This is a genomic window from Streptomyces sp. NPDC047061, from assembly GCF_040643955.1.
In the GTDB taxonomy this organism is placed as follows: domain Bacteria; phylum Actinomycetota; class Actinomycetes; order Streptomycetales; family Streptomycetaceae; genus Streptomyces.
This window is the reverse complement of sequence record NZ_JBEYVI010000034.1, coordinates 68,082-87,143: the sequence shown is the minus strand read 5'-3', so window position 1 is coordinate 87,143 and position 19,062 is coordinate 68,082. Positions and strand designations below refer to the sequence as shown.

Genomic DNA, 19,062 nt, shown 5'->3' with positions numbered 1-19,062 from the left:
GGTACGGGTGCCACTACTACTGGTGCGACGACGGGTGGAGGGGGAGGTACCGGCGCGACTACTACTGGTGCGACGACGGGTGGTGGTGGGGGTACGGGTGCCACTACTACTGGTGCGACGACGGGTGGAGGGGGAGGTACCGGCGCGACTACTACTGGTGCGACGACGGGTGGTGGTGGGGGTACGGGTGCGACCACTACTGGTGCGACGACGGGTGGTGGAGGCGGTACGGGTGCCACTACTACCGGTGCGACCACGGGTGGAGGGGGCGGTGGTGGCGGTACGGGTGCGACCTCTACCGGTGCGACGACGGGTGGATGAGAGCTGCGAACCAGGGTCCGGGCCGCCGAACTCGACCAGGCGGCCGGGCTGTTGTCGAGGCGTGGCCGTACTCCGGGGCCGACGGGATGCCTGCGCGTCCGCGGTCGTAAGATCGCCGTCCGGTCGGTTCGAGGAGGTTCGCGATGGCACGTCCCGTCACGGTGGTCACCGGCGGCAGCCGGGGTATCGGTGCCGCCACCTGTCTGCGGCTCGCGGCCGACGGGCACGATGTGGTGATCGGTTACGTCCGGGACGGCGACGCCGCCGAAGCGGTAGCGGAGGGGGTGCGCAAGGGCGGGGCGCGCTGTGCTGCCGTCCGTGTGGACACGGCCGTGGAGGCCGACGTGGAGCGGCTGTTCGACACGGCGGAGCGGGAACTGGGCGCCGTCACCGGGCTCGTGAACAACGCCGCCGTGACCGGGCCGTTCGGACGGCTGGCCGACGCGGAGACCGCGGATCTCCGCCGGGTCGTGGAGGTCAACCTGCTGGGCACGCTGCTGTGTTCACGCCGGGCGGCCCGGCTGATGGCACCGCGTGGCAGCGGTGCGATCGTGAACGTGTCCTCGGCGGCGGCCACCCTCGGCAGCCCCGGCGAGTACGTCCACTACGCGGCGACCAAGGCGGCCGTCGACGCCCTCACCGTGGGCCTCGCCAAGGAACTCGGCCCGGACGGCGTGCGGGTCAACGCGGTGGCGCCCGGTGTGATCGACACGGAGATCCACGCGGCGATGGGCGACCCCGGCCGGGCCGGCCGGGTCGGTGCCACCACGCCGTTGGGGCGCGCCGGCCGGGCCGAGGAGATCGCCGCCGCGATCGCCTGGCTGCTGTCGCCCGATGCCTCCTACACGACGGGCACGGTGCTGCGGGTCGCCGGCGGCCGCTGAACCCTCGGCCGTCAGGCCGCCTCGATGATCTGCTCGCGGATCGCCGCGGCCCACTCGACCACCAGCAGTTCGTACTCCGTCCGCTCCTGGGCCGACAGTGTTCCGCCCGCACGCAGCCACAGCGCCCGGATGTGCTCGTTGACCTCGGCAGCAGACCGCACGGAACCAGGGGTTCGGGAATCGGGGGACATACCGAACAGCGTAGGGGCAAGAACTGACCCTGCGCCACCGGGCCACTACGCAGACCGTATGGGGTTGGTCACGGGCGGTGCGGCGGGCGGACGGCCGAGTCCTGGCATTTGCCGGGCCGCCGGCCGGACTCCGGACCGGGCCCCGCGCCCGTGTACAGGCCTTGTACCGGCCTCGCCCTCGCCGGAGCCGGTGCGGTGCCCCCGAACCGCCGGAGGACGACCCAAGTCGGGGGTTGGCCGAGATGCGGCGCCCGGCCGTCCTCGACCGTCCTCAGCCCGTCTTCACCCCTCCGCGACCGTCCTCATCCTGTCGGCAGCTCCGAGGCGAGCAGCGCGAGCTTCTCGGCGCTGCCGCTGCCCGGGTCCGGGTGGTAGACGACGAGCGTCTGCCCCGCCGTGCCGCTGACGCTCAGCCGCTCCCGGTTCAGCCGCAGCCGGCCGACCCGGGGGTGGTCGATTACCTTGGCCGCACCGTCGCAGGAAGCCACGTCGTGCCGGGCCCAGAGCCGGCTGAAGTGCGGGCTGGCGAGGGAGAGTTCGCCGACGAGGTCGATGACGCGGGGGTCGTCCGTGTCCGCCCCGACGGAGCTGCGGAAGCCGGCGACCATCCCGGCACCGGCCTCCTCCCAGCCGGGGTGGAGGGCCTGCTCGGCGGGGTCGAGGAAGGTGTCCCGCAGCCGGTTGGCGCCGACCGAGAAGCGCGGCGACAGCGCCGTCGCCAGGGCGTTGACGGCGAGGACGTCGAAGTAGCGGCCCTCGACGAGGGCGGGCAGCGGCAGGCCGGCCACGAGCTGGGCGACGCCCGGCGGCACGGTCTCCCGCCGGACCCGGCGCCGGCGCCGGCGGGGCCGGTCGGCGCCGAGGCGGAGCAGATAGGCCGTCGCGTCCTCGTCGAGCCGCAGGACGCGGGCGAGGGACTCCAGGACCTGTACGGAGGGGTTGCGGTCGCGGCCCTGCTCCAGGCGCAGGTAGTAGTCGGCGCTGATGCCGGCCAGCATCGCGACCTCCTCCCGGCGCAGGCCCGGCACCCGCCGTACGCCCAGCACGGGAATGTCGACCTGCTCCGGCGTGACCAGCTCGCGGCGGGCGCGCACGTAGGCGCCCAGCAGGTTCGGTTCGTCGGTCATCCCGCCACCGTAATGCGGTCCCCGCGCCCGTGCCTGGTCCTGTCACCCCCAGGATCACCGGGGCTCTGCCCGGTCCGGAGCCGCCCCGCAAGCGTGGTCGGTGACAGCGACGGGGCAAGCCGAGGAGCACGATCATGTCGACCTATCTGCTGGTACACGGCGCCTGGCACAGCGGGGAGTGCTGGGAGCGGGTGGTCCCCCTGCTGGCGGCGGCCGGGCACCGGGTGTACGCGCCGTCCCTGACCGGGCACGGCGAGAAGGCCCCGCTGCTCGGCCCGGACGTCGGCCTCGACACCCATGTGGCCGACGTCGTCGGGCTGATCAGGGACGAGGACCTCACCGACGTCGTCCTCGTCGGACACAGTTACGCGGGGCTGGTCGTCTCGTCCGCGGCCAACGAAGTCCCGGACCGCGTCGGCCACTTGGTCTATCTCGACGCGATGGTCCCGGAGCACGGCGACACCGCGGCGGACATCCAGCCCGTGAGCCGGACCCTGATCGAGCGGGCCCTCGCCTCCGACAGCGGCTGGCGGGTTCCGCCACTGCCCGAACTACCGCCGCCCCACGGGCTGTTCGGGGTGACCGAGGCGGCGGACGTGGCGTGGCTGCGCACCATGCTGTCCGACCAGTCGGTGCGCAGCCTCCAGCAGCCGGTGCGCCTGGACGATCCGGCCGTTCGTACCATCCCCCGGACCCACATCCACTGCGTGGCGAACGTCCCGGAGGGCGTCGTGCGCCGTCCGGTGCCCGCGGCCGAGCGGGTGTGGGAACTGCCCACCGGCCACGACTGCATGATCACCATGCCTGCCGAACTCGCGGATCTGCTGCTCAAGCTGGGCTGATCCCGGGTGGATATTCGCTGGGCCCGGCAGCGGCGCGTCTCTAGGGTCGGCGTATGACGGACGAGAACCAGCGGACGGCGGACGAGAACCAGCGTGCGGTGGACGAGAACCAGCAGGTGGTGGACGAGGACCAGCGTGCGGTACAGGCGGCCGTCGACGCGGAGCTGCGGCTCCTAGATCCCGAGGTGCGCGCCCGCCCGGACCTCGTCCTGGAACTGCTCGACCCGGGATTCACCGAGGTCGGGGTGTCCGGCCGTCGCTGGGACGCGACGTCGATCCTGACGGTGACCGGCGGCGGGTCGGTGTCCCCGGAGTCACCGGTAGAGGTGACCGGGATGTCCGGGACCGTACTGGCCCCGGGCATCGTCCACCTGACGTACCTCGCGGACAACCAGGGCCGCCGGGCCTGGCGCAGTTCCCTGTGGCGGCTCACGGAGACGGGCTGGCGCATGTACTACCACCAGGGGACCCCGGCCGCGCGGCCGACAGCACCCTGAAGGGGCCCGGCGCGGCCCTTACCGGCCTTCCCGGCGGAGCGCCTAGCTCGCCGACTCCGCCGCGTGCGGGCTGAGCACGTCCGCCGAGACCAGGGCGATGATGACGATGCCGAGGGCGATGCGGTACCAGACGAACGGCATGAAGCTCTTGTTGGAGATCCACTTCATGAACCATGCGATCACCGCGTATCCGGACGCGAACGCGATCACCGTGGCGAACAGGGTCGGGCCCCAGGCCACCTCGCCCGCGCCCACCGAGTCCTTGACCTCGAAGGCGCCGGAGGCCAGCACCGCCGGGATGGCCAGCAGGAAGGAGTAGCGGGCCGCGGCCTCGCGCCTGTAGCCCATGAACAGGCCGCCGCTGATGGTTGCGCCGGAGCGGGAGACGCCGGGGATCAGGGCGCAGGCCTGGCAGAGGCCGAAGACCAGGCCGTCCTTGACCCCGAGGTTCTCCAGCGTCTTGCGCTGCTTGGGCGCCCGGTGCTTGCCGCCCGTCTCGTCGCGGGCCGCGAGCCGGTCGGCGACGCCGATGACGATGCCGACGACGATGAGCATGGTCGCGGTGATCCGCAGATCGCGGAACGGGCCCTCGATCTGGTCCTTGAGCGTCACGCCCAGCACACCGATCGGTATCGAGCCGACGATCACCAGCCAGCCCATCTGGGCGTCGTGGTTCCCCCGCATCGCCTTGGTGTACAGCGACCGGAACCAGGCCGAGACGATCCGCCCGATGTCCTTGCGGAAGTAGATCAGCACCGCGGTCTCCGTGCCGATCTGGGTGATCGCCGTGAAGGCGGCGCCCGGATCCTCCCAGCCGGAGAAGGCCGCGGTCAGCCGCAGATGCGCGCTGGAGGAGACGGGCAGGAACTCGGTCAGCCCCTGGACGAGGCCGAGGACCAGCGATTCAAACCAAGACATGAAGGTACGGCGTCCCAGGGGTGAGGAAGGGGCTGGCGGTCGCGCGGGCACACGTGCATCGCACGGGCGCACGTGATCATGCGCGTGCAACGGCAGGGTAGCGGGCCGGGGTGACAGCGGGGACACAGGGGTTCGGCAGATGGACGTCCGGCCACGGGGTGTTGACCGGTCAAGGTGCCGCCGCTTACGTTTCTGCAGGAGAAAGCGCTTGCTCCCGCACATCGGGGTGCGTGTGCGGCGCACGTCGGGCGGGACTTCGCCCATCGCCGGTACACGCCCGAGGAGTGCTGATCACGTCCATGCCCCGCTCCCCCCGCTCGACAGCCCCCTTCGCCGGGCGGCGCATCCGAGCCGCCGTCGTCGGCGCCGGCGCCATCGGGCGCGGCTCCCATCTGCCCGCCCTCGCCCGGCTGGCCGAGGAGGGTGAGACCGAGGTCGTCGCCGCCGTCGACATCGATGCCACCGCCGTCGAGGAGTTCTGCGCCGAGGCCGGCATCCCGCACGCCTACACCGACCTCGACCGGATGCTCGCCGAACAGCGGCCCGACCTGGTGACCATCGGCACCCCGCCGACCCTGCACCGGGACCAGACGGTGGCCGCGCTGCGGGCCGGCGCCTGGGTGTGGTGCGAGAAGCCGCCGGTGCCGAGCCTCGCCGACTTCGACGCGGTCGAGGCGGAGGAGGGCACGGACGGCGGGCCGTACGCCTCCGTCGTCTTCCAGCACCGGTTCGGCTCCGGGGCCGCCCACGTACGGCGGCTGCTGGCCGAGGGGGCACTGGGCCGTCCGCTGGTCGCCCACTGCCAGACCACCTGGTACCGGGACACCGCTTACTACGCGGTGCCCTGGCGGGGCCGCTGGGCGACCGAGGGCGGCGGCCCGGCGATGGGCCACGGCATCCACCAGACGGATCTCCTCCTCGACCTGCTCGGGCCGTGGAGCGAGGTGCGGGCGATGGCCGGCCGGCTGGTGCACGACGTGGAGACCGAGGACGTCTCCACCGCCCTGGTCCGGTTCGCGAACGGCGCCCTGGCCACGGTCGTGAACAGCGTGCTCAGCCCCGACGAGGTCAGCCGCATCCGCATCGACTGCGAGCGTGCGACGGTCGAACTGACCCACCTGTACGGGCATGCCAACGAGAACTGGCGCATCACGCCGGCCCCGGGCGTCCCCGCCGACGAGGCGGCGGCCTGGCAGGACTTCGGCCCGGACTTGCCCAGCTCGCACCTGGCCCAGCTGCGCGAACTGGTCGCCGCCATGCGTGCGGGGGAGCGGCCGCGCAGCAGTGGCGCGGACGGGCGCACCAGCCTGGAGCTGGTCACCGCGCTGTACAAGGCGGCGTTCACCGACACGACCGTCCGCGCGGGCGGGATCGGTCCGGGTGATCCCTACTACACGGCCCTGCACGGGGGCGCCCCGGGCTGGGCGCCGGCCGAGCGCGAGGAGGTGTCCGCGTGAGCGGCGAGCTGCGGATCACGCACACCCACGGCGACCGGATCACCGTGACCGAGCCGGTCACCGGCGTGGAGCTCTTCTCGTACGTCTACCGGCCCGAGGCGGCCTGGGAGGCACCGAGGCCCTACCTGCACCCGATCCGCACCCTCGCCGGGGACGTCGTCACCGACTACCGCCCCAACGACCACCGCTGGCACAAGGGCCTCTCCCTGACCGCCTCGCACCTGTCGGGCGCGAACCTGTGGGGCGGCAACTCCTATGTCCACGGCCAGGGTTACCTCGCCATCCCGGAGCGCGTCGGCTCGATGCGGCACACCGGCTTCGACGAGCTGTCCTCGGCCGACGGCCGCCTGGTCGTCGCGGAGCGGCTGACCTGGCATCCGTACGACGGGACGCTGTGGGCGGAGGAGCGGCGCCGCGTCGAAGTCCACGACGTGGACCCCGGGGCGGGTTCCTGGGCGCTCACCTGGACCAGCGCGATCACCAACCGCCGTGCCGAGCCCCTGCTGTTCGGCAGCCCGACCACGGCGGGGCGCGAACTGGCGGGCTACACCGGCCTGTTCTGGCGCGGCCCGCGCGCCTTCCGGGACGGCAGGATCATCGGCCCCGAGGGGGAGGGTCCGGAGTCCATGGGTTCCCAGTCCGCCTGGCTGGCCCTGTCCGGCGAGCACGACGGCGCCGACGGACATGCCACCGTCGTCTTCGAACACGCCCCGGAGAACGACCACTCGGGCACCCACGGCGGCCACCCCGCGCACTGGTTCGTACGCAACGACCCGTGGGCCGGCATCGCCCCCTCCTGGGCCTTCCACGACGAGCTGGAACTCGCCCCCGGCGACACCCTCCGGCGCCGCTACCGGGTCGTCGTCGCCGACGGGGCCTGGGAGCGCGCGGACATCGCCAAGTACCTGGACGCGCATCCCTGGTGAGCGACGGGGCGGTCACGGTCGTGGGGCCGCGGGTCGGCCCCACGCGGACCGCTGGGTGCCGGCCCGACGTGGACCGCTGGGGGGAGTGGGCGGCTTGAGCCGGACCGCCGCGTGGAGCGGGCCGCTCAGGCGGCCTCCGGCCCGGTGACGGTCCAGCCCGGTGCCTGGGGGTGGGCCGTCAGGTCCTCGTGCCGCACCGGGTCGCCGCAGGCCGCGCAGACGACGACCGGGGCGAGGGTCTTGCCGCAGTTGTGCTCGATCATCATGGGGCGGTCGCCGTCCGGGTGGAGGTGGCGGTCGCCCCAGGCCATCAGGGTCATCAGGACCGGTTCCAGTTCGAGGCCCGCCGGGGTGGCCCGGTACTCGAAGCGCTGCGGCCGCTCGCTGTAGACGCGCTTGGTGAGGATCCCGGCGTCGACGAGTCGGCGCAGCCGGGTGGCCAGGATGTCGCGCGGGGCGCCGATGTTGCGCACCAGCCGGTCGAAGCGGCCGTTGCCCAGATACACCTCCCGCAGGACCAGCAGGGAGTACTTCTCGCCGACGAGCGCGAGGGCGTCGGCGATCGAGCACGGGCGGGGGTCCTTGGGGGCGGTCATGGGGTCAGTCTAGTGGAGGGTTGGATTTTCCAACTCTCAGAGTTATGGTGGGTTCGGATTTCCTACTCACCGGTAATCGAGCCGGTGGTCGAGACTGGCAATCGAGGTCCCCGTGATGCGTGACGCAGTCATCGTCGAAGCCGTGCGCACCCCCGTCGGCAAGGGCAAGCCGAACGGGTCCCTGGCGCACGTCCACCCCGTAGAACTCCTCGCCCACACCCTGCGCACCCTCGTCGAGCGCTCCGGCGTCGACCCCGCCCTCATCGACGACGTGATCGGCGGCACCGTCGACCAGGTCGGCGAGCAGGCCATGAACACCACCCGGTACGCCGTCCTGTCCGCCGGCCTCCCCGAGACGGTCCCGGCGACCACGGTGGACCGTCAGTGCGGCTCCTCCCAGCAGGCCGTGCACTTCGCCGCGCAGGGGGTCATGTCCGGCGCCTACGACATCGTCGCCGCCTGTGGCGTCGAGTCGATGAGCCGGGTGCCCATGTGGTCCAACGTGCCGGCCGGCAAGGACCCCTTCGGCCCCGGAGTCGCCGCGCGCTACCCGGAGGGGCTGGTGCCGCAGGGCATCAGCGCCGAGCTGATCGCCGCGAAGTGGTCCATCGGACGGGAGGAGATGGACGCCTTCGCGGTCTCCTCGCACCGGAAGGCGGCGGCCGCGTGGGAGGCGGGGCTGTTCGACGCGCAGGTCGCGCCGCTGGACGGCGTCGCCCGGGACGAGTCGGTACGGCCCGGCACCACCGCCGAGGTCCTCGCCGGGCTCAAGCCCGCCTACTACGACCCCGGGTTCGCCGAGCGGTTCCCGCAGATCGAGTGGAACGTCACGGCGGGCAACGCGAGCCCGATCAACGACGGCGCGTCCGCCGTGCTCATCACCTCCGGTGAGACCGCGGCGAGGCTCGGGCTGCGGCCGCTGGCCCGGCTGCACTCGTTCGCCGTGACCGGGTCCGACCCGTTGCTGATGCTGACCGGCGTGATCCCGGCGACGGAGAAGGTGCTGCGGCGGGCCGGGCTGGGCATCGAGGACATCGACCTGTTCGAGGTGAACGAGGCGTTCTCCAGCGTGGTGCTGGCCTGGCGGCAGGAGACGGGGGCGGATCTCGCCAAGGTGAACGTGAACGGCGGGGCGATCGCCCTCGGGCATCCGCTGGGGGCGAGCGGGACTCGGCTGACGACGACGCTGGTGCATGCCATGCGGGAGCGCGGCGCTCGCTTTGGCCTGCAGACCATGTGCGAGGCGGGTGGGTTGGCCAACGCGATGATTCTGGAGGCGGTTCGGTAGGGCGGTGGGTGCCTAATGGGGTGCCGCGTGGGGTTGTTGGGCGGCCGCGGCGCCGGTGGGGGCTGGTCGCGCAGTTCCCCGCGCCCCTGGCGGGGCGCTGTGGTTACCGGGCGCTGCGTAGGTGGTGGCGCTTTTTCCAGGCCACCACTGCTCCTGCCACCGCCGGTACGACGATCGCCGCCACCGAGATCAGGAAGACCGGGGACGTCGGGGTCGAGGCCCGGGCGCCTGCCACCACGTACGCGGCCACGTTCGGGACGGAGCCGAGGGCGGTGGCGACCAGGAACGGGGTGTACCGCATGCGGGAGACGGCGGCGGCGTAGTTCGCGGCCCAGAACGGGACGCCGGGGAACAGGCGTACCGCCAGCATCGAGCGGAAGCCGTGCTTGCTGAACTGGTTGTCCGCCGCCTTCAGCAGCCGGCCGCGCAGCAGCGGGCGCAGCGCCCCCTGGCCGAGCATCCGGCCGAGCGCGAAGGAGAGCCACGCCCCGAGCACGGTGCCCGCCATGGCCGCGCCCATGCCCGTCGCCGAGCCGAACAGCGCGCCGGCCGCGAGGTTCAGGATCGGCCGGGGCACGAACGCCACCGTGATCAGCCCGTACGCCACGGCGAAGATCACCACCGCGGTGGCGCCCGCCACCTGTGGCGGCCAGCCCTGCGTCATCAGTTTCTGGGGCTCGAAGAGCAGCACCGACGACGCGGCCGCCGCCAGCAGGGCGACGAGCAGGGACAGCCGGGACCACGGCGACAGCAGCGCGCGCGTGCAGCGCGCGCCGAAGTTCACCGGGGCGGGCACGGCGATGGTCAGCTCCTCGGCGGCGACCCGGGGAGGGGCCGTGGCGGTGCCAGAGCGGTTGGCATCGAGCATTCGGCGACACTAACCGAAGCGGATGTGTGATCGCCGTATGGTTCCCGTCCCTTGGGTGAAATCGGCGCCGCGGAAAACCGTTCGACGTGGGGCGACGCGTCGGACATGATCTGTGTCATGTTCCGGTTCGCCTTCCTCGTCGCAGCATCCGCAGTCGCGGATGCGCCGAAGGCTGCCGTTCCCGTTCTCGCGGCCGCTGTCGACGGCGCCCGAAGCTGACCCTCCCCGGAAAGTCCGGCGGACCCCGCAGGGGGAGGGTCGGCCGGTTCCCCGGGGTCCCCGCGTCCCGCCCTGACGAGACGCATCACCGCTGACCAGGCTTCGAGGTACAGCCATGCCCAAGACGGCATACGTCCGCACCAAACCGCATCTCAACATCGGCACGATGGGCCACGTCGACCACGGCAAGACCACCCTGACCGCCGCCATCACCAAGGTCCTCGCCGAACGCGGCACCGGCACGTTCGTGCCGTTCGACCGCATCGACCGGGCCCCGGAGGAGGCCGCCCGCGGCATCACCATCAACATCGCGCACGTCGAGTACGAGACCGACACCCGGCACTACGCCCACGTGGACATGCCGGGCCATGCCGACTACGTCAAGAACATGGTCACCGGGGCCGCGCAGCTTGACGGGGCGATCCTCGTCGTCTCCGCGCTCGACGGGATCATGCCGCAGACCGCCGAACACGTGCTGCTCGCCCGGCAGGTGGGCGTCGACCACATCGTCGTCGCGCTGACGATGGCCGACAGGGCCGACGAGGAGCTCGCGGAACTCGTGGAGTTGGAGGTCCGTGAACTGCTCACCGCGCAGGGATACGGCGGTGACTCCGTGCCCGTCGTACGGGTCTCGGGGCTCAAGGCCCTGGAGGGGGACCCGCGTTGGACGGCATCCGTCGAGGCGCTGCTCGACGCGGTGGACACGTACGTGCCGATGCCGGAGCGGTACCTGGACGCGCCGTTCCTGCTGCCGGTGGAGAACGTGCTCACCATCACCGGGCGGGGCACCGTCGTGACCGGGGCCGTGGAGCGGGGGACCGTGCGGGTCGGGGACCGGGTCGAGGTGCTCGGCGCGGACGTCGAGTCCGTCGTCACCGGGCTTGAGACCTTCGGGAAGCCGATGGACGAGGCGCAGGCCGGGGACAACGTGGCGCTGCTGTTGCGGGGCGTGCCCCGGGACGCGGTGCGGCGGGGGCACGTGGTGGCGGCGCCGGGGAGTGTGGTGCCGGCGCGGCGGTTCTCGGCGCGGGTGTACGTCCTGTCGGGGCGCGAAGGGGGTCGTACGACTCCCGTCTCGACGGGGTACCGGCCGCAGTTCTACATCCGTACGGCGGATGTGGTCGGGGACGTCGACCTCGGTGAGGCGGCGGTCGCCCGGCCCGGGGACACGGTGGAGATGACCGTGGAGCTGGGGCGGGAGGTGCCGCTGGAGGCGGGGCTCGGGTTCGCCATCCGCGAGGGTGGCCGGACCGTGGGGGCGGGGACCGTGACCTCCGTGGAGTGAGCGGGACCGTGACCTCCGTGGAGTGAGGTTGCGGTGTGTGGGGGACTGCGGGCCGGTGGGGGCCGGTCGCGCAGTTCCCCGCGCCCCTTTCGGGGCGCTGGTCCGGCCGTCGGCTGTACAGCCCCGCGCCCCCGCGTCGGTACCGGCACCGCACAATGGAGGAGTGAACGAAGCCATACCCGTCGTGCGTGTCACCGAGCACGGGACCGCCAAGCTGATGCCCGACGTCGATCGGGAGCGGGCCTGGTTGCTGACCGTCGACGGGGCGCCGCAGTCGTACGTGGATCTCGACGAGCCGACGTATCTCGAGTTCGAGTACGCCCGGCGGCTGGGGTATGTGCTGGACGCCGTGGCGGAGGCCGGCGCGCCCCTGGAGGTGCTGCATCTCGGCGGGGGCGCCTGCACGCTGCCCCGGTATGTGGCGGCGACCCGGCCGGGGTCCCGGCAGGATGTCGTGGACGCCGACCGGGAGCTGCTGGAGCTGGTCACCGAGCATCTGCCGTTGACGGACGGCACCGGGATCGCCCTGCACGCCGCCGACGCGCGGGGCTGGCTGGAAGCGGCGCCCGGGGACTCCGTCGACGTGATCGTCGCCGATGTCTTCGGGGGGTCCCGGATCCCCGCGCATCTCACCTCGCTGGGGTATGCGCGCGAGGCCGAGCGGGTGCTGAGGGGCGACGGGGTCTACCTGGCCAACCTCGCGGACTCCGCGCCCTTCGGCTTCCTGCGTGCCCAACTCGCCACCTTCGCCGCCGTCTTCGAGGAGCTGGCGCTGATCGCCGAGCCGGGCGTGCTGCGCGGGCGGCGGTTCGGGAACGCGGTGCTCGTCGCCTCGCACCGGCCGCTCGACGCCGGCGCGCTGGCCCGTCGTACGGCCGCCGACGCCTTCCCGGCGCGGGTCGAACACGGGCCCGCGCTGCGGGAGTTCATCGGCACGGCCCGGCCGGTCGGGGACGCGGACGCCGTACCGTCACCCGAGCCCCCCGGTGGAACGTTCGGGATCGGGTGAGGCGGCCGACGGCTGTGTGGTGACCGGCACCGTCCGGCGGGTGAGGTTGCGGACGTCCGGGACGAGCAGCACCGCGGCCGTCACGGCGACGACCACGGCCGCGCAGCCCCACAGGGCCGGGCCCCGGCCGAAGGCCTGCTCGGCGGGGCCCGCCAGCGCCGTCGCCAGGGGCAGCAGGGAGACGGAGCCGAACCAGTCGTAGGCCGAGACCCGGGACAGCTTCTCCTCGGGGATCTCCTGGTGCAGGGCGGTCATCCAGGAGACGCCGAAGACCTCGACCGTGGCCCCGGCCAGGAACATCACCGCGCAGAGGGCACCCACCGGGACGGGTACCGCCAGCGCCGCCGAGGGGAGCGCCAGCGGGAAGATGCAGAGGGTGCCGACGAACAGGAGCCGGCGGGGTTTCCAGCGGGTCATCAGGAGGGCGCCGGCCACCGTGCCCGCGCCGAAACAGGCGAGGGCGAGGCCCCAGGGTCCCGCGCCGCCGAGGCTGTCGCGGGCGACCAGCGGGCCGTACACCGCGTCGGTGGCGCCCACCATCGCGTTCGCGACCGAGAACTGGACGACGATCCCCCACAGCCAGGGACGGCCCGCGAACTCCCGCCAGCCCTCCCGGAGATCGGCCAGCATCCCCTCGCCCGGCGTGCGCGGCGGGACATGACTGACGTCGAGGAACGAGCGCAGCGCACCGGCGACCGCGAACGCCGCCGCGTCCACCGCCAGCACCCAGCCGGGGCCCACCGCCGCCACCAGCGCGCCGCCCAGGGCCGCACCCCCGAGGGCCGCGCTCTGCATCGCCATCCGGAACACGGCGAACGCACGGCCCGCCTGCTCGCCGCTCACCGAGGACAGCAGCATGCCCTCCGCCGCGGGGCTGAAGAACGCCTGGCCGGTACCGCCCAGCGCGGTGAGCAGCATCATCTGCCACAGGCGGGGCTCGCCGGTGAGCACGAGGACGGCGAAGGTGCCCTGGGAGAGGAAGTTGAGGGCGTTGGCCGCGACCATCACGCGATGACGGGGGAAACGGTCCGCCATCGCGCCGCCGACGAGCAGGAACAGCACCAGCGGGAAGGTGCGGGCGGCGGCCACCAGGCCGACGTCCCCGCCGTCGCCGCCCGCGTCCAGCACCGCGAACGCGGCGGCGATCAGGGAGCCGTTGGCGCCCAGGCTGGTCACGATCGTCGCCGCGGTCAGCAGGCTGTAGTTGCGCCCCGCCCAGGCGGGTCTGCGCAGGCGGGCGGGGGTGCCGGGGGAGTCGGAGGCGGAGGTCACCGCCCGACTATCCCCGCCGGGAGCCCGCCTTGCCAATCCGATTCCCGGGCATCCGGTGCGCGGGCGCCGGAAGCCCGGGAATCCGGCTCGCGGGCGCCGGAAGCCCGCGCATCCGGTCGGCGGCCGGTGTCAGCCCCCGGTCGGGGTGCCGTGCAGCCGCACCGTGCTGAGGATCTTCATGATCGTCGCGGTCGGGACCTCGCCGTTCACTCCCCTGGCGCCGTAGAAGTCCCACGACACCAGGTCGCCGGCCGAGTTCTCGAAACCGAAGGTGATCGCCTTGCCGTCGCCCGCGCACTTGCCCTTCTGCGGGCTGTTCGTCGAACGCGCCCAGGCGTAGGCGCCCTTGAGGCCCGAGGCGGTGGTGTAGGCGGTGGCCTTCTCGTCGTAGGTGATGCTCTTCCTGTCCGGGTACGTGTAGCCGCCGTACACCCACCAGGGGACCTCCCGGACGGCCGCGTCGCCCGGGGTCTTCGCGCCGCTCTCGCCCTTGGTGCCGACCGCCGCCAGGGCCGTGTCCTCGGTCCTGCCGTCCTTGTCGTCGTCGCTCGTGCACCACTTCGACTTGTACTGGGCGGGCGCCGACATCGTGATGATCGGCTTGCCGTCCTTGTCCTCGAAGCCGACGGACGTCCCGGAGGTCAGGACCTCCCAGTCGGCCGGCACGTCGAAGGCCGTGCCCCACTTGGGGTTCACGACGGTCTTCCAGCCGGCGACCGTCGGCTTCTCGGTGCCGTCGGCACCGCGCGGATCGTCGTCCGTCGACGCGGACGCGGACGCGGAGGCCGAGGCGGAGACGGCCGGCGACCGGGTCGCCCGCTGGTTCCTGCCGGTGTCCGCCTTGTCGTCCTTCTTGCCGCCGAGGACCAGGAACCCGGTCACCCCGGCCGCCACCACGACGGCCGCCGCCGCGATGATCGCGACCAGCTTCGTGCGACCGCCACCTCCGCCCCCGCCGCCCTGCGGCGCCTGCGGAGCGCCGGCGGGCCCGGCCGGCCCCCACTGCGGCTGCTGCCCGTACCCGCCCTGCTGCGGATACTGCTGGTAGCCGGGCTGCTGATACGGATTCGGCTGCTGGTAACCCGGTTGCTGGTACGGGTTGTTCTGCGGGTACTGCTCGCCCCCTGGCGGCTGCTGTTCTGGCCACATGGCTCGTAACCCTAGTGCCGCCCGGGACGTCGTACAGCCTGCCGCGGGGGTCGCCCGCCGAATCCCCGACGGCGAGTGGCGTGACAACGGTCATGGCGTCGGCTCTGGTCAGACTCTGCTACTCGTGAGTAACGTGTTCGTCATGAGCACTGACCAGATGTCGATAGGCGAGATGCTCGCCGCCACGGTCCCGATGGTGCGGACCCTCAACCTGGAGTACGTGGAGACCACTCCGGAGCGGGCCGTGCTGTCCCTGCCGGACCAGGGGGAATTCCACAACCACATCGGCGGACCGCACGCGGGTGCGATGTTCACCCTCGCCGAGTCGGCGAGCGGCGCGATCGTGCTGGCGGCCTTCGGTGACCAGCTGTCCCGGGCCGTACCGCTCGCCGTCAGCGCCGAGATCGCCTACAAGAAGGTCGCCCTCGGCCCGGTCAGGGCCACCGCGACGCTGGGCCGTCCGATCGCCGACGTCGTCGCCGAGCTCGACGAGGGCAAGCGCCCCGAGTTCCCGGTCGCCGTCGCCATCACGCGCGAGGACGGGGCCGTCACGGGTGAGATGACCGTCGTCTGGACGCTGCGTCCCAACGGCTGACCGGCGCCGCGAACGCCGGACGGGGTGAGGGCCGCCGAGCCCCCACCCCGTCCTGTGCAGGGGCCGCTCAGGCGGCGCGGCTCTCCTCGCGCCCGGCCCCGTCCTCTTCCAGGCCCGCCACGAACTCCTTGAGCCACCCCGTGAACTCGGGTCCCAGGTCCGGACGTTCGCAGGCGAGCCGGACCACCGTGCGCAGGTAGTCGGCCTTGTCGCCGGTGTCGTAGCGCAGCCCGTCGAAGACCACCCCGTGGACCGTGCCGGCCGCCGCCAGGTCCTGCAGCGCGTCGGTCAGCTGGATCTCGCCGCCGCGGCCGGGTGCGGTCCGTTCCAGGACGTCGAACACCTCAGGGTCCAGGACGTAGCGGCCGATGACCGCGTAGTTGCTGGGCGCCTTCTCCGGGGACGGCTTCTCCACCAGGCCGGTCACCCTCACCACGCCGTCCTCGCCGGTCGGCGCCACGGCGGCGCAGCCGTAGAGGTGCACCTGGGACGGGTCGACCTCCATCAGCGCGACGACACTGCCCTGGTAGCGGTCGCGGACGTCCAGCATCTGGCTGAGCAGGGTCTCGCGGGCGTCGATCAGGTCGTCGCCGAGGAGTACCGCGAAGGGCTGGTCGCCCACGTGGTGCTTGGCGCAGAGCACCGCGTGGCCGAGGCCGAGCGGGTCGCCCTGGCGGATGTGGTGGATGTCGGCGAGCCGCGCGGGATCGCGTACGGCGTCCAGGCGCACGGTGTCGCCCTTGGCGGCCAGCGCCTGCTCCAGTTCGAAGGCGTTGTCGAAGTGGTCCTCGATGGCCCGCTTGTGCCGGCCGGTGACCATGAGGATGTCGTCGAGCCCGGCCTTGGCGGCCTCCTCGACGACGTACTGGATGGCCGGCTTGTCGACGACCGGCAGCATCTCCTTCGGCGTCGCCTTGGTGGCGGGCAGGAACCGGGTGCCGAGCCCGGCGGCCGGGACGACGGCCTTGCGGACCGGCCGGGGGGACGTGGGGGCGGGGGAGTGGGGGGCGATCATGCGGCACATGCTGGCCCGCCGGGATGAGAGAGGGCCGGGAGAAACGTGGGAGGCGGCTGTGGAACTCCCCGTTCCGCCGCGGGTGACCCCGGCCGTCCGGGAGTTGAAGATTTCGTGTGCCATCGGGTCCGTGGCGCACACAAGTTGAACCTGTGCGACCGCTGAATCCCGGCCGGGCGCGGATACCGCCGGTAACTTATCTGAATTCCCGTCTCTTTGAACTTAGGTCACCTCAACTTCTTGTTTCCTGTGAGGCCTGTGTGCAAAGGTGAGCCACCCCGCGGGAGGGGGTCACGGAACGGCACGGCCACCAGGCCGGCCGTTATGGACCCCAAAGGTACGCACCAATCGCACCGATCAGCACTGCATTCCGTCAGGGCGCCATTTCGCATGCCGTCCTGCGGCTCGGAAGGAAATGGTTCAGTGCAATCCCCCTACCCCCCACGCCCGCCTTACCCGCCTCGTCCCGGTTCGACCCCGGGGGAGTCCGACCGCAATCTCATCGCCCAACTCACCGGGACCCCCGCGGCCAGGCACCATGCCGTCGCCCTGCTGCTCGCCCGGCACTGGCGCGCCACCTGCGACTACGCAATCGTCTGTCTCGCCTCCGCCACGCCCACCGCCCAGCTCGTCGCCAGCGCCGCCTTCGAGCGGGTCCTCGGCAGACTGGCCGGCGGCGCGGTGGGCGGTGCCCTGCGCCCCCAGCTTCTCGTGGCGGTACGGGAGACCGTCCGCGCCTGGGCCGCCGACGAGGCCATATCGGTGGTCGCACCGGAACTGCGCAAGACCACCGGCGGCCGCGGACTCAGTGCCTCGAGGCGCGGCACCCCCGAAAGACGGCAACTGGCCGAGCGCGCTTTCCAGGCTCTTCCGGGAGCCTCGCAATGTCTCCTCTGGCACTCCGAGGTCGAAGCCGAACCCATAAACATACCCGCTGGTCTGCTGGGTGTCGACACCGCAACCGCCACGGCCGCCCTGGACCAGGCCCGCGAACAATTCAGGATCGGATTGGTACGCGCCCACCGGGAACTCGCGCCTTCGCAGGAATGCCGCTTCTACAACCGGCTGCTCGATGTTCCCATTCGCCGGGGCGGCTCTCTGCTCCCCGATGTGCAACGGCATCTGACCGAATGCCGGTACTGCCGGCACGCCGCCGAACAGCTCAGCCATTTCGACGGCGGCCTGGAGGTGCTGCTCGCCGAGACCGTGCTCGGCTGGGGCGCCCGGCGCTATCTCGACACGCGGCCCGGCCACGGTGCGGTCGTCGAGGCCTGGCCGGCCGTCGGCGGCCCCGCACCGGGGGCGGTGCCCGGCGGACGGCACCGCATCGGGTCCGAGAGCGCACGGCGCAAGGCCCTGCTGGCCGGTGCGGGCCTGGTCTCCCTCGCCCTGCTCGCCACCGTGCTCGTGGCCAAGAGCTGGTCCGATGACAACGGTGTCCCGCGTCCCGGCACCACCACCTGGGGAGCCCCCGGCGGCGGCACCACCACCCGGTCCGGCCCCGCCGCGAACCCGCCCTCCGCGGCCTCCCCGTCCCCGGCCTCGGTGGGCGAGCCCGTCGAGATCGCCCACGGCAGGCTGCGCAGCCTCGACGCCGGGCTCTGCGTCGACGTGCGCGGGGGCCAGGTGCGGACCGGGACGGAACTGCGGCTCGGCCGCTGCTCGGACAGCGGGTCCCAGCAGTGGTCGTACCAGGACGACGGCCTGCTGCGCAGTGCGCTCGACCCCACCCTCTGCCTCGCCGCCGACCCCGGTGCGCACAGCGTCGTGGTCTCCGGCTGTCTGGTGCACGCGGGGGAGGTGTCGTACGACCTGACGGTGCGCGGCGAACTCCTGCTGCGCTGGGACAAGGACCTCGCGCTGGCCGCCGACGGCACACGGGTGGTCGTGGCCCGGCGCAGCGGGGCGGTGCGGCAGCGCTGGGACCTGGAGTCCGGGAGCGGCGGTGCGGCGGTGACACCGGGGGCCACGCCCTCCGCACCCCCGGCGCCGGGGAAGGCCGCGCCGACGGAAATCCCCCCGCCCCCGCCCGCTCCGGAGGAACGGACGGATCAACCGCGGGAGCCGTACGGCACGCGGGTCGCGCAGGCCGGATCCCGTGAGCGTCCCGTCGCCGTCACCCCGACCACGCCCCGCCAGCCCGCGGCTCCGGTCACCGAGGCGGTCGGCGACGTCCTGGACCCGGTACCGGCCACCGTGACGGACGTACTCGGTTCCGTCCCGGACGTCGTGAGCGAGGTGACCGGCCTGCTCCGCTAGCGCCCGCGCGGCGGCGCCCGGCGGCAGCGACCGCGACAGGGGCCGGGCTCCGCCGGGCGTCAGGTTCATGCCGGCGCCGGGGCGCCCGCTCCCGCAACGGCGGCGGCGTCTGGCATGACGTCCACGTCCACGCCCACGTCCACGTCTGCGGCAACGCGGCCAAGCTGTGCGACTGCCGTGCTCGTAAGCGGGCCGGTGCGGAGCAGGTCTGACAGCGGGCTCTCCGCTTTCGGTTCTTGTCGGCTTCAGGCGGTCTTCTGTTCAGATCATTGACACGAGTCACCACCGGATCTACGTTTCCGGGGCGCCGGTGGTACGGCTGACCTGTCGTCAAGGTCCTGTGG

General features: G+C 72.6%; 20 protein-coding genes. 12 read left to right on the top strand and 8 right to left on the bottom strand.

Annotated features, from left to right (window positions below; genetic code table 11):
- Together ABZ887_RS36695 and ABZ887_RS36690 are read left to right on the top strand one after the other, a co-directional pair.
- On the top strand, positions 1-431 hold a 431-nt coding region (locus ABZ887_RS36695; protein WP_361299481.1), incomplete at its 5' end, for a hypothetical protein.
- Positions 432-464: 33 nt separating this feature from the next.
- The gene (locus ABZ887_RS36690) at positions 465-1,205 is read left to right on the top strand and encodes an SDR family oxidoreductase (RefSeq protein ID WP_361299478.1); all 741 of its coding nucleotides are present in this window, start codon (positions 465-467) and stop codon (positions 1,203-1,205) included.
- Between the two features lie 11 nt (positions 1,206-1,216).
- Here ABZ887_RS36690 and ABZ887_RS36685 read toward each other — a convergent pair whose 3' ends face one another.
- Together ABZ887_RS36685 and ABZ887_RS36680 are read right to left on the bottom strand one after the other, a co-directional pair.
- Entirely contained in the window at positions 1,217-1,396 is a 180-nt protein-coding gene (locus ABZ887_RS36685; RefSeq protein WP_089105573.1) for a hypothetical protein, read from the bottom strand.
- Between the two features lie 302 nt (positions 1,397-1,698).
- Positions 1,699-2,523: a helix-turn-helix transcriptional regulator gene (locus tag ABZ887_RS36680; RefSeq protein WP_361299475.1), complete on the bottom strand. Its 825-nt coding sequence runs from the start codon at positions 2,521-2,523 to the stop codon at positions 1,699-1,701.
- Between the two features lie 134 nt (positions 2,524-2,657).
- On the opposite strand from ABZ887_RS36680, the gene ABZ887_RS36675 reads away from it, so the two are divergent.
- Positions 2,658-3,365: an alpha/beta fold hydrolase gene (locus tag ABZ887_RS36675; RefSeq protein WP_361299472.1), complete on the top strand. Its 708-nt coding sequence runs from the start codon at positions 2,658-2,660 to the stop codon at positions 3,363-3,365.
- Positions 3,366-3,418: 53 nt separating this feature from the next.
- Complete coding sequence (locus ABZ887_RS36670) at positions 3,419-3,862, top strand: DUF4440 domain-containing protein (RefSeq protein WP_361299469.1); 444 nt, start codon at positions 3,419-3,421, stop codon at positions 3,860-3,862.
- A 42-nt stretch (positions 3,863-3,904) separates the two neighbouring features.
- On the opposite strand, the gene ABZ887_RS36665 is transcribed toward ABZ887_RS36670, so the two are convergent.
- A complete protein-coding gene (locus tag ABZ887_RS36665; RefSeq protein WP_361299466.1) occupies positions 3,905-4,780 on the bottom strand; it encodes an undecaprenyl-diphosphate phosphatase in 876 nt (291 codons plus the stop codon).
- A 299-nt stretch (positions 4,781-5,079) separates the two neighbouring features.
- On the opposite strand from ABZ887_RS36665, the gene ABZ887_RS36660 reads away from it, so the two are divergent.
- Both ABZ887_RS36660 and ABZ887_RS36655 read left to right on the top strand, forming a co-directional pair.
- Positions 5,080-6,237 carry a Gfo/Idh/MocA family oxidoreductase gene (locus tag ABZ887_RS36660; protein ID WP_361299463.1) on the top strand — a complete coding sequence of 386 codons (1,158 nt, stop codon included), beginning with the start codon at positions 5,080-5,082 and terminating at the stop codon, positions 6,235-6,237.
- Positions 6,234-7,163 carry a PmoA family protein gene (locus ABZ887_RS36655; protein ID WP_361299460.1) on the top strand — a complete coding sequence of 310 codons (930 nt, stop codon included), beginning with the start codon at positions 6,234-6,236 and terminating at the stop codon, positions 7,161-7,163. The genes ABZ887_RS36660 and ABZ887_RS36655 overlap by 4 nt, the downstream gene beginning before the upstream one ends.
- 125 nt (positions 7,164-7,288) lie before the next feature.
- Here ABZ887_RS36655 and ABZ887_RS36650 read toward each other — a convergent pair whose 3' ends face one another.
- Entirely contained in the window at positions 7,289-7,759 is a 471-nt protein-coding gene (locus tag ABZ887_RS36650; RefSeq protein ID WP_361299457.1) for a helix-turn-helix domain-containing protein, read from the bottom strand.
- Between the two features lie 115 nt (positions 7,760-7,874).
- Between ABZ887_RS36650 and ABZ887_RS36645 the strand changes: the two genes are divergently transcribed.
- Complete coding sequence (locus ABZ887_RS36645; RefSeq protein ID WP_361299454.1) at positions 7,875-9,047, top strand: thiolase family protein; 1,173 nt, start codon at positions 7,875-7,877, stop codon at positions 9,045-9,047.
- 103 nt (positions 9,048-9,150) lie between these two features.
- On the opposite strand, the gene ABZ887_RS36640 is transcribed toward ABZ887_RS36645, so the two are convergent.
- On the bottom strand, positions 9,151-9,915 hold the full coding sequence (locus ABZ887_RS36640; protein WP_361299451.1) for a TVP38/TMEM64 family protein: 765 nt from the start codon (positions 9,913-9,915) through the stop codon (positions 9,151-9,153).
- A 51-nt stretch (positions 9,916-9,966) separates the two neighbouring features.
- Between ABZ887_RS36640 and ABZ887_RS36635 the strand changes: the two genes are divergently transcribed.
- The 3 genes from ABZ887_RS36635 (at position 9,967) to ABZ887_RS36625 (ending at position 12,428) form a co-directional block, all read left to right on the top strand.
- Positions 9,967-10,134, top strand: a complete 168-nt coding sequence (locus ABZ887_RS36635) for a hypothetical protein (protein WP_361299625.1) — start codon at positions 9,967-9,969, stop codon at positions 10,132-10,134.
- A gap of 115 nt (positions 10,135-10,249) precedes the next feature.
- Positions 10,250-11,419: an elongation factor Tu gene (gene tuf, locus ABZ887_RS36630; RefSeq protein ID WP_361299449.1), complete on the top strand. Its 1,170-nt coding sequence runs from the start codon at positions 10,250-10,252 to the stop codon at positions 11,417-11,419.
- A 163-nt stretch (positions 11,420-11,582) separates the two neighbouring features.
- Positions 11,583-12,428, top strand: coding sequence for a fused MFS/spermidine synthase (locus ABZ887_RS36625; protein ID WP_361299446.1), 846 nt, complete (start codon positions 11,583-11,585; stop codon positions 12,426-12,428).
- Here the strand turns inward: ABZ887_RS36625 and ABZ887_RS36620 are convergent.
- Together ABZ887_RS36620 and ABZ887_RS36615 are read right to left on the bottom strand one after the other, a co-directional pair.
- Positions 12,390-13,700 (bottom strand): MFS transporter, encoded by a 1,311-nt coding sequence (locus ABZ887_RS36620; protein WP_361299443.1) that lies wholly within the window; start codon positions 13,698-13,700, stop codon positions 12,390-12,392. The two genes, ABZ887_RS36625 and ABZ887_RS36620, sit on opposite strands and share 39 nt — an antisense overlap.
- A gap of 129 nt (positions 13,701-13,829) precedes the next feature.
- A complete protein-coding gene (locus ABZ887_RS36615; RefSeq protein WP_361299440.1) occupies positions 13,830-14,849 on the bottom strand; it encodes a hypothetical protein in 1,020 nt (339 codons plus the stop codon).
- Between the two features lie 157 nt (positions 14,850-15,006).
- Here ABZ887_RS36615 and ABZ887_RS36610 point away from each other — a divergent pair, with 157 nt between their 5' ends.
- Positions 15,007-15,444, top strand: a complete 438-nt coding sequence (locus ABZ887_RS36610) for a DUF4442 domain-containing protein (protein WP_361299616.1) — start codon at positions 15,007-15,009, stop codon at positions 15,442-15,444.
- 67 nt (positions 15,445-15,511) lie between these two features.
- Here the strand turns inward: ABZ887_RS36610 and galU are convergent, their stop codons facing one another.
- On the bottom strand, positions 15,512-16,459 hold the full coding sequence (galU, locus tag ABZ887_RS36605; RefSeq protein WP_361299437.1) for a UTP--glucose-1-phosphate uridylyltransferase GalU: 948 nt from the start codon (positions 16,457-16,459) through the stop codon (positions 15,512-15,514).
- Positions 16,460-16,882: 423 nt separating this feature from the next.
- On the opposite strand from galU, the gene ABZ887_RS36600 reads away from it, so the two are divergent.
- Positions 16,883-18,718: a ricin-type beta-trefoil lectin domain protein gene (locus ABZ887_RS36600; RefSeq protein ID WP_361299434.1), complete on the top strand. Its 1,836-nt coding sequence runs from the start codon at positions 16,883-16,885 to the stop codon at positions 18,716-18,718.
- The last annotated feature ends 344 nt before the right edge of the window (positions 18,719-19,062 follow it).

Excerpts from the sequence above, each read along its gene's own strand:
- ABZ887_RS36615 (WP_361299440.1), bottom strand. The coding sequence starts at position 14,849 with ATGTGGCCAGAACAGCAGCCGCCAGGGGGCGAGCAGTACCCGCAGAAC.
- ABZ887_RS36640 (WP_361299451.1), bottom strand. The coding sequence starts at position 9,915 with ATGCTCGATGCCAACCGCTCTGGCACCGCCACGGCCCCTCCCCGGGTC.
- ABZ887_RS36610 (WP_361299616.1), top strand. The coding sequence starts at position 15,007 with ATGTCGATAGGCGAGATGCTCGCCGCCACGGTCCCGATGGTGCGGACC.
- ABZ887_RS36665 (WP_361299466.1), bottom strand. The coding sequence starts at position 4,780 with ATGTCTTGGTTTGAATCGCTGGTCCTCGGCCTCGTCCAGGGGCTGACC.
- ABZ887_RS36670 (WP_361299469.1), top strand. The coding sequence starts at position 3,419 with ATGACGGACGAGAACCAGCGGACGGCGGACGAGAACCAGCGTGCGGTG.
- ABZ887_RS36650 (WP_361299457.1), bottom strand. The coding sequence starts at position 7,759 with ATGACCGCCCCCAAGGACCCCCGCCCGTGCTCGATCGCCGACGCCCTC.
- galU (WP_361299437.1), bottom strand. The coding sequence starts at position 16,459 with ATGATCGCCCCCCACTCCCCCGCCCCCACGTCCCCCCGGCCGGTCCGC.
- ABZ887_RS36660 (WP_361299463.1), top strand. The coding sequence starts at position 5,080 with ATGCCCCGCTCCCCCCGCTCGACAGCCCCCTTCGCCGGGCGGCGCATC.
- ABZ887_RS36645 (WP_361299454.1), top strand. The coding sequence starts at position 7,875 with ATGCGTGACGCAGTCATCGTCGAAGCCGTGCGCACCCCCGTCGGCAAG.
- tuf (WP_361299449.1), top strand. The coding sequence starts at position 10,250 with ATGCCCAAGACGGCATACGTCCGCACCAAACCGCATCTCAACATCGGC.
- ABZ887_RS36685 (WP_089105573.1), bottom strand. The coding sequence starts at position 1,396 with ATGTCCCCCGATTCCCGAACCCCTGGTTCCGTGCGGTCTGCTGCCGAG.
- ABZ887_RS36690 (WP_361299478.1), top strand. The coding sequence starts at position 465 with ATGGCACGTCCCGTCACGGTGGTCACCGGCGGCAGCCGGGGTATCGGT.
- ABZ887_RS36680 (WP_361299475.1), bottom strand. The coding sequence starts at position 2,523 with ATGACCGACGAACCGAACCTGCTGGGCGCCTACGTGCGCGCCCGCCGC.
- ABZ887_RS36675 (WP_361299472.1), top strand. The coding sequence starts at position 2,658 with ATGTCGACCTATCTGCTGGTACACGGCGCCTGGCACAGCGGGGAGTGC.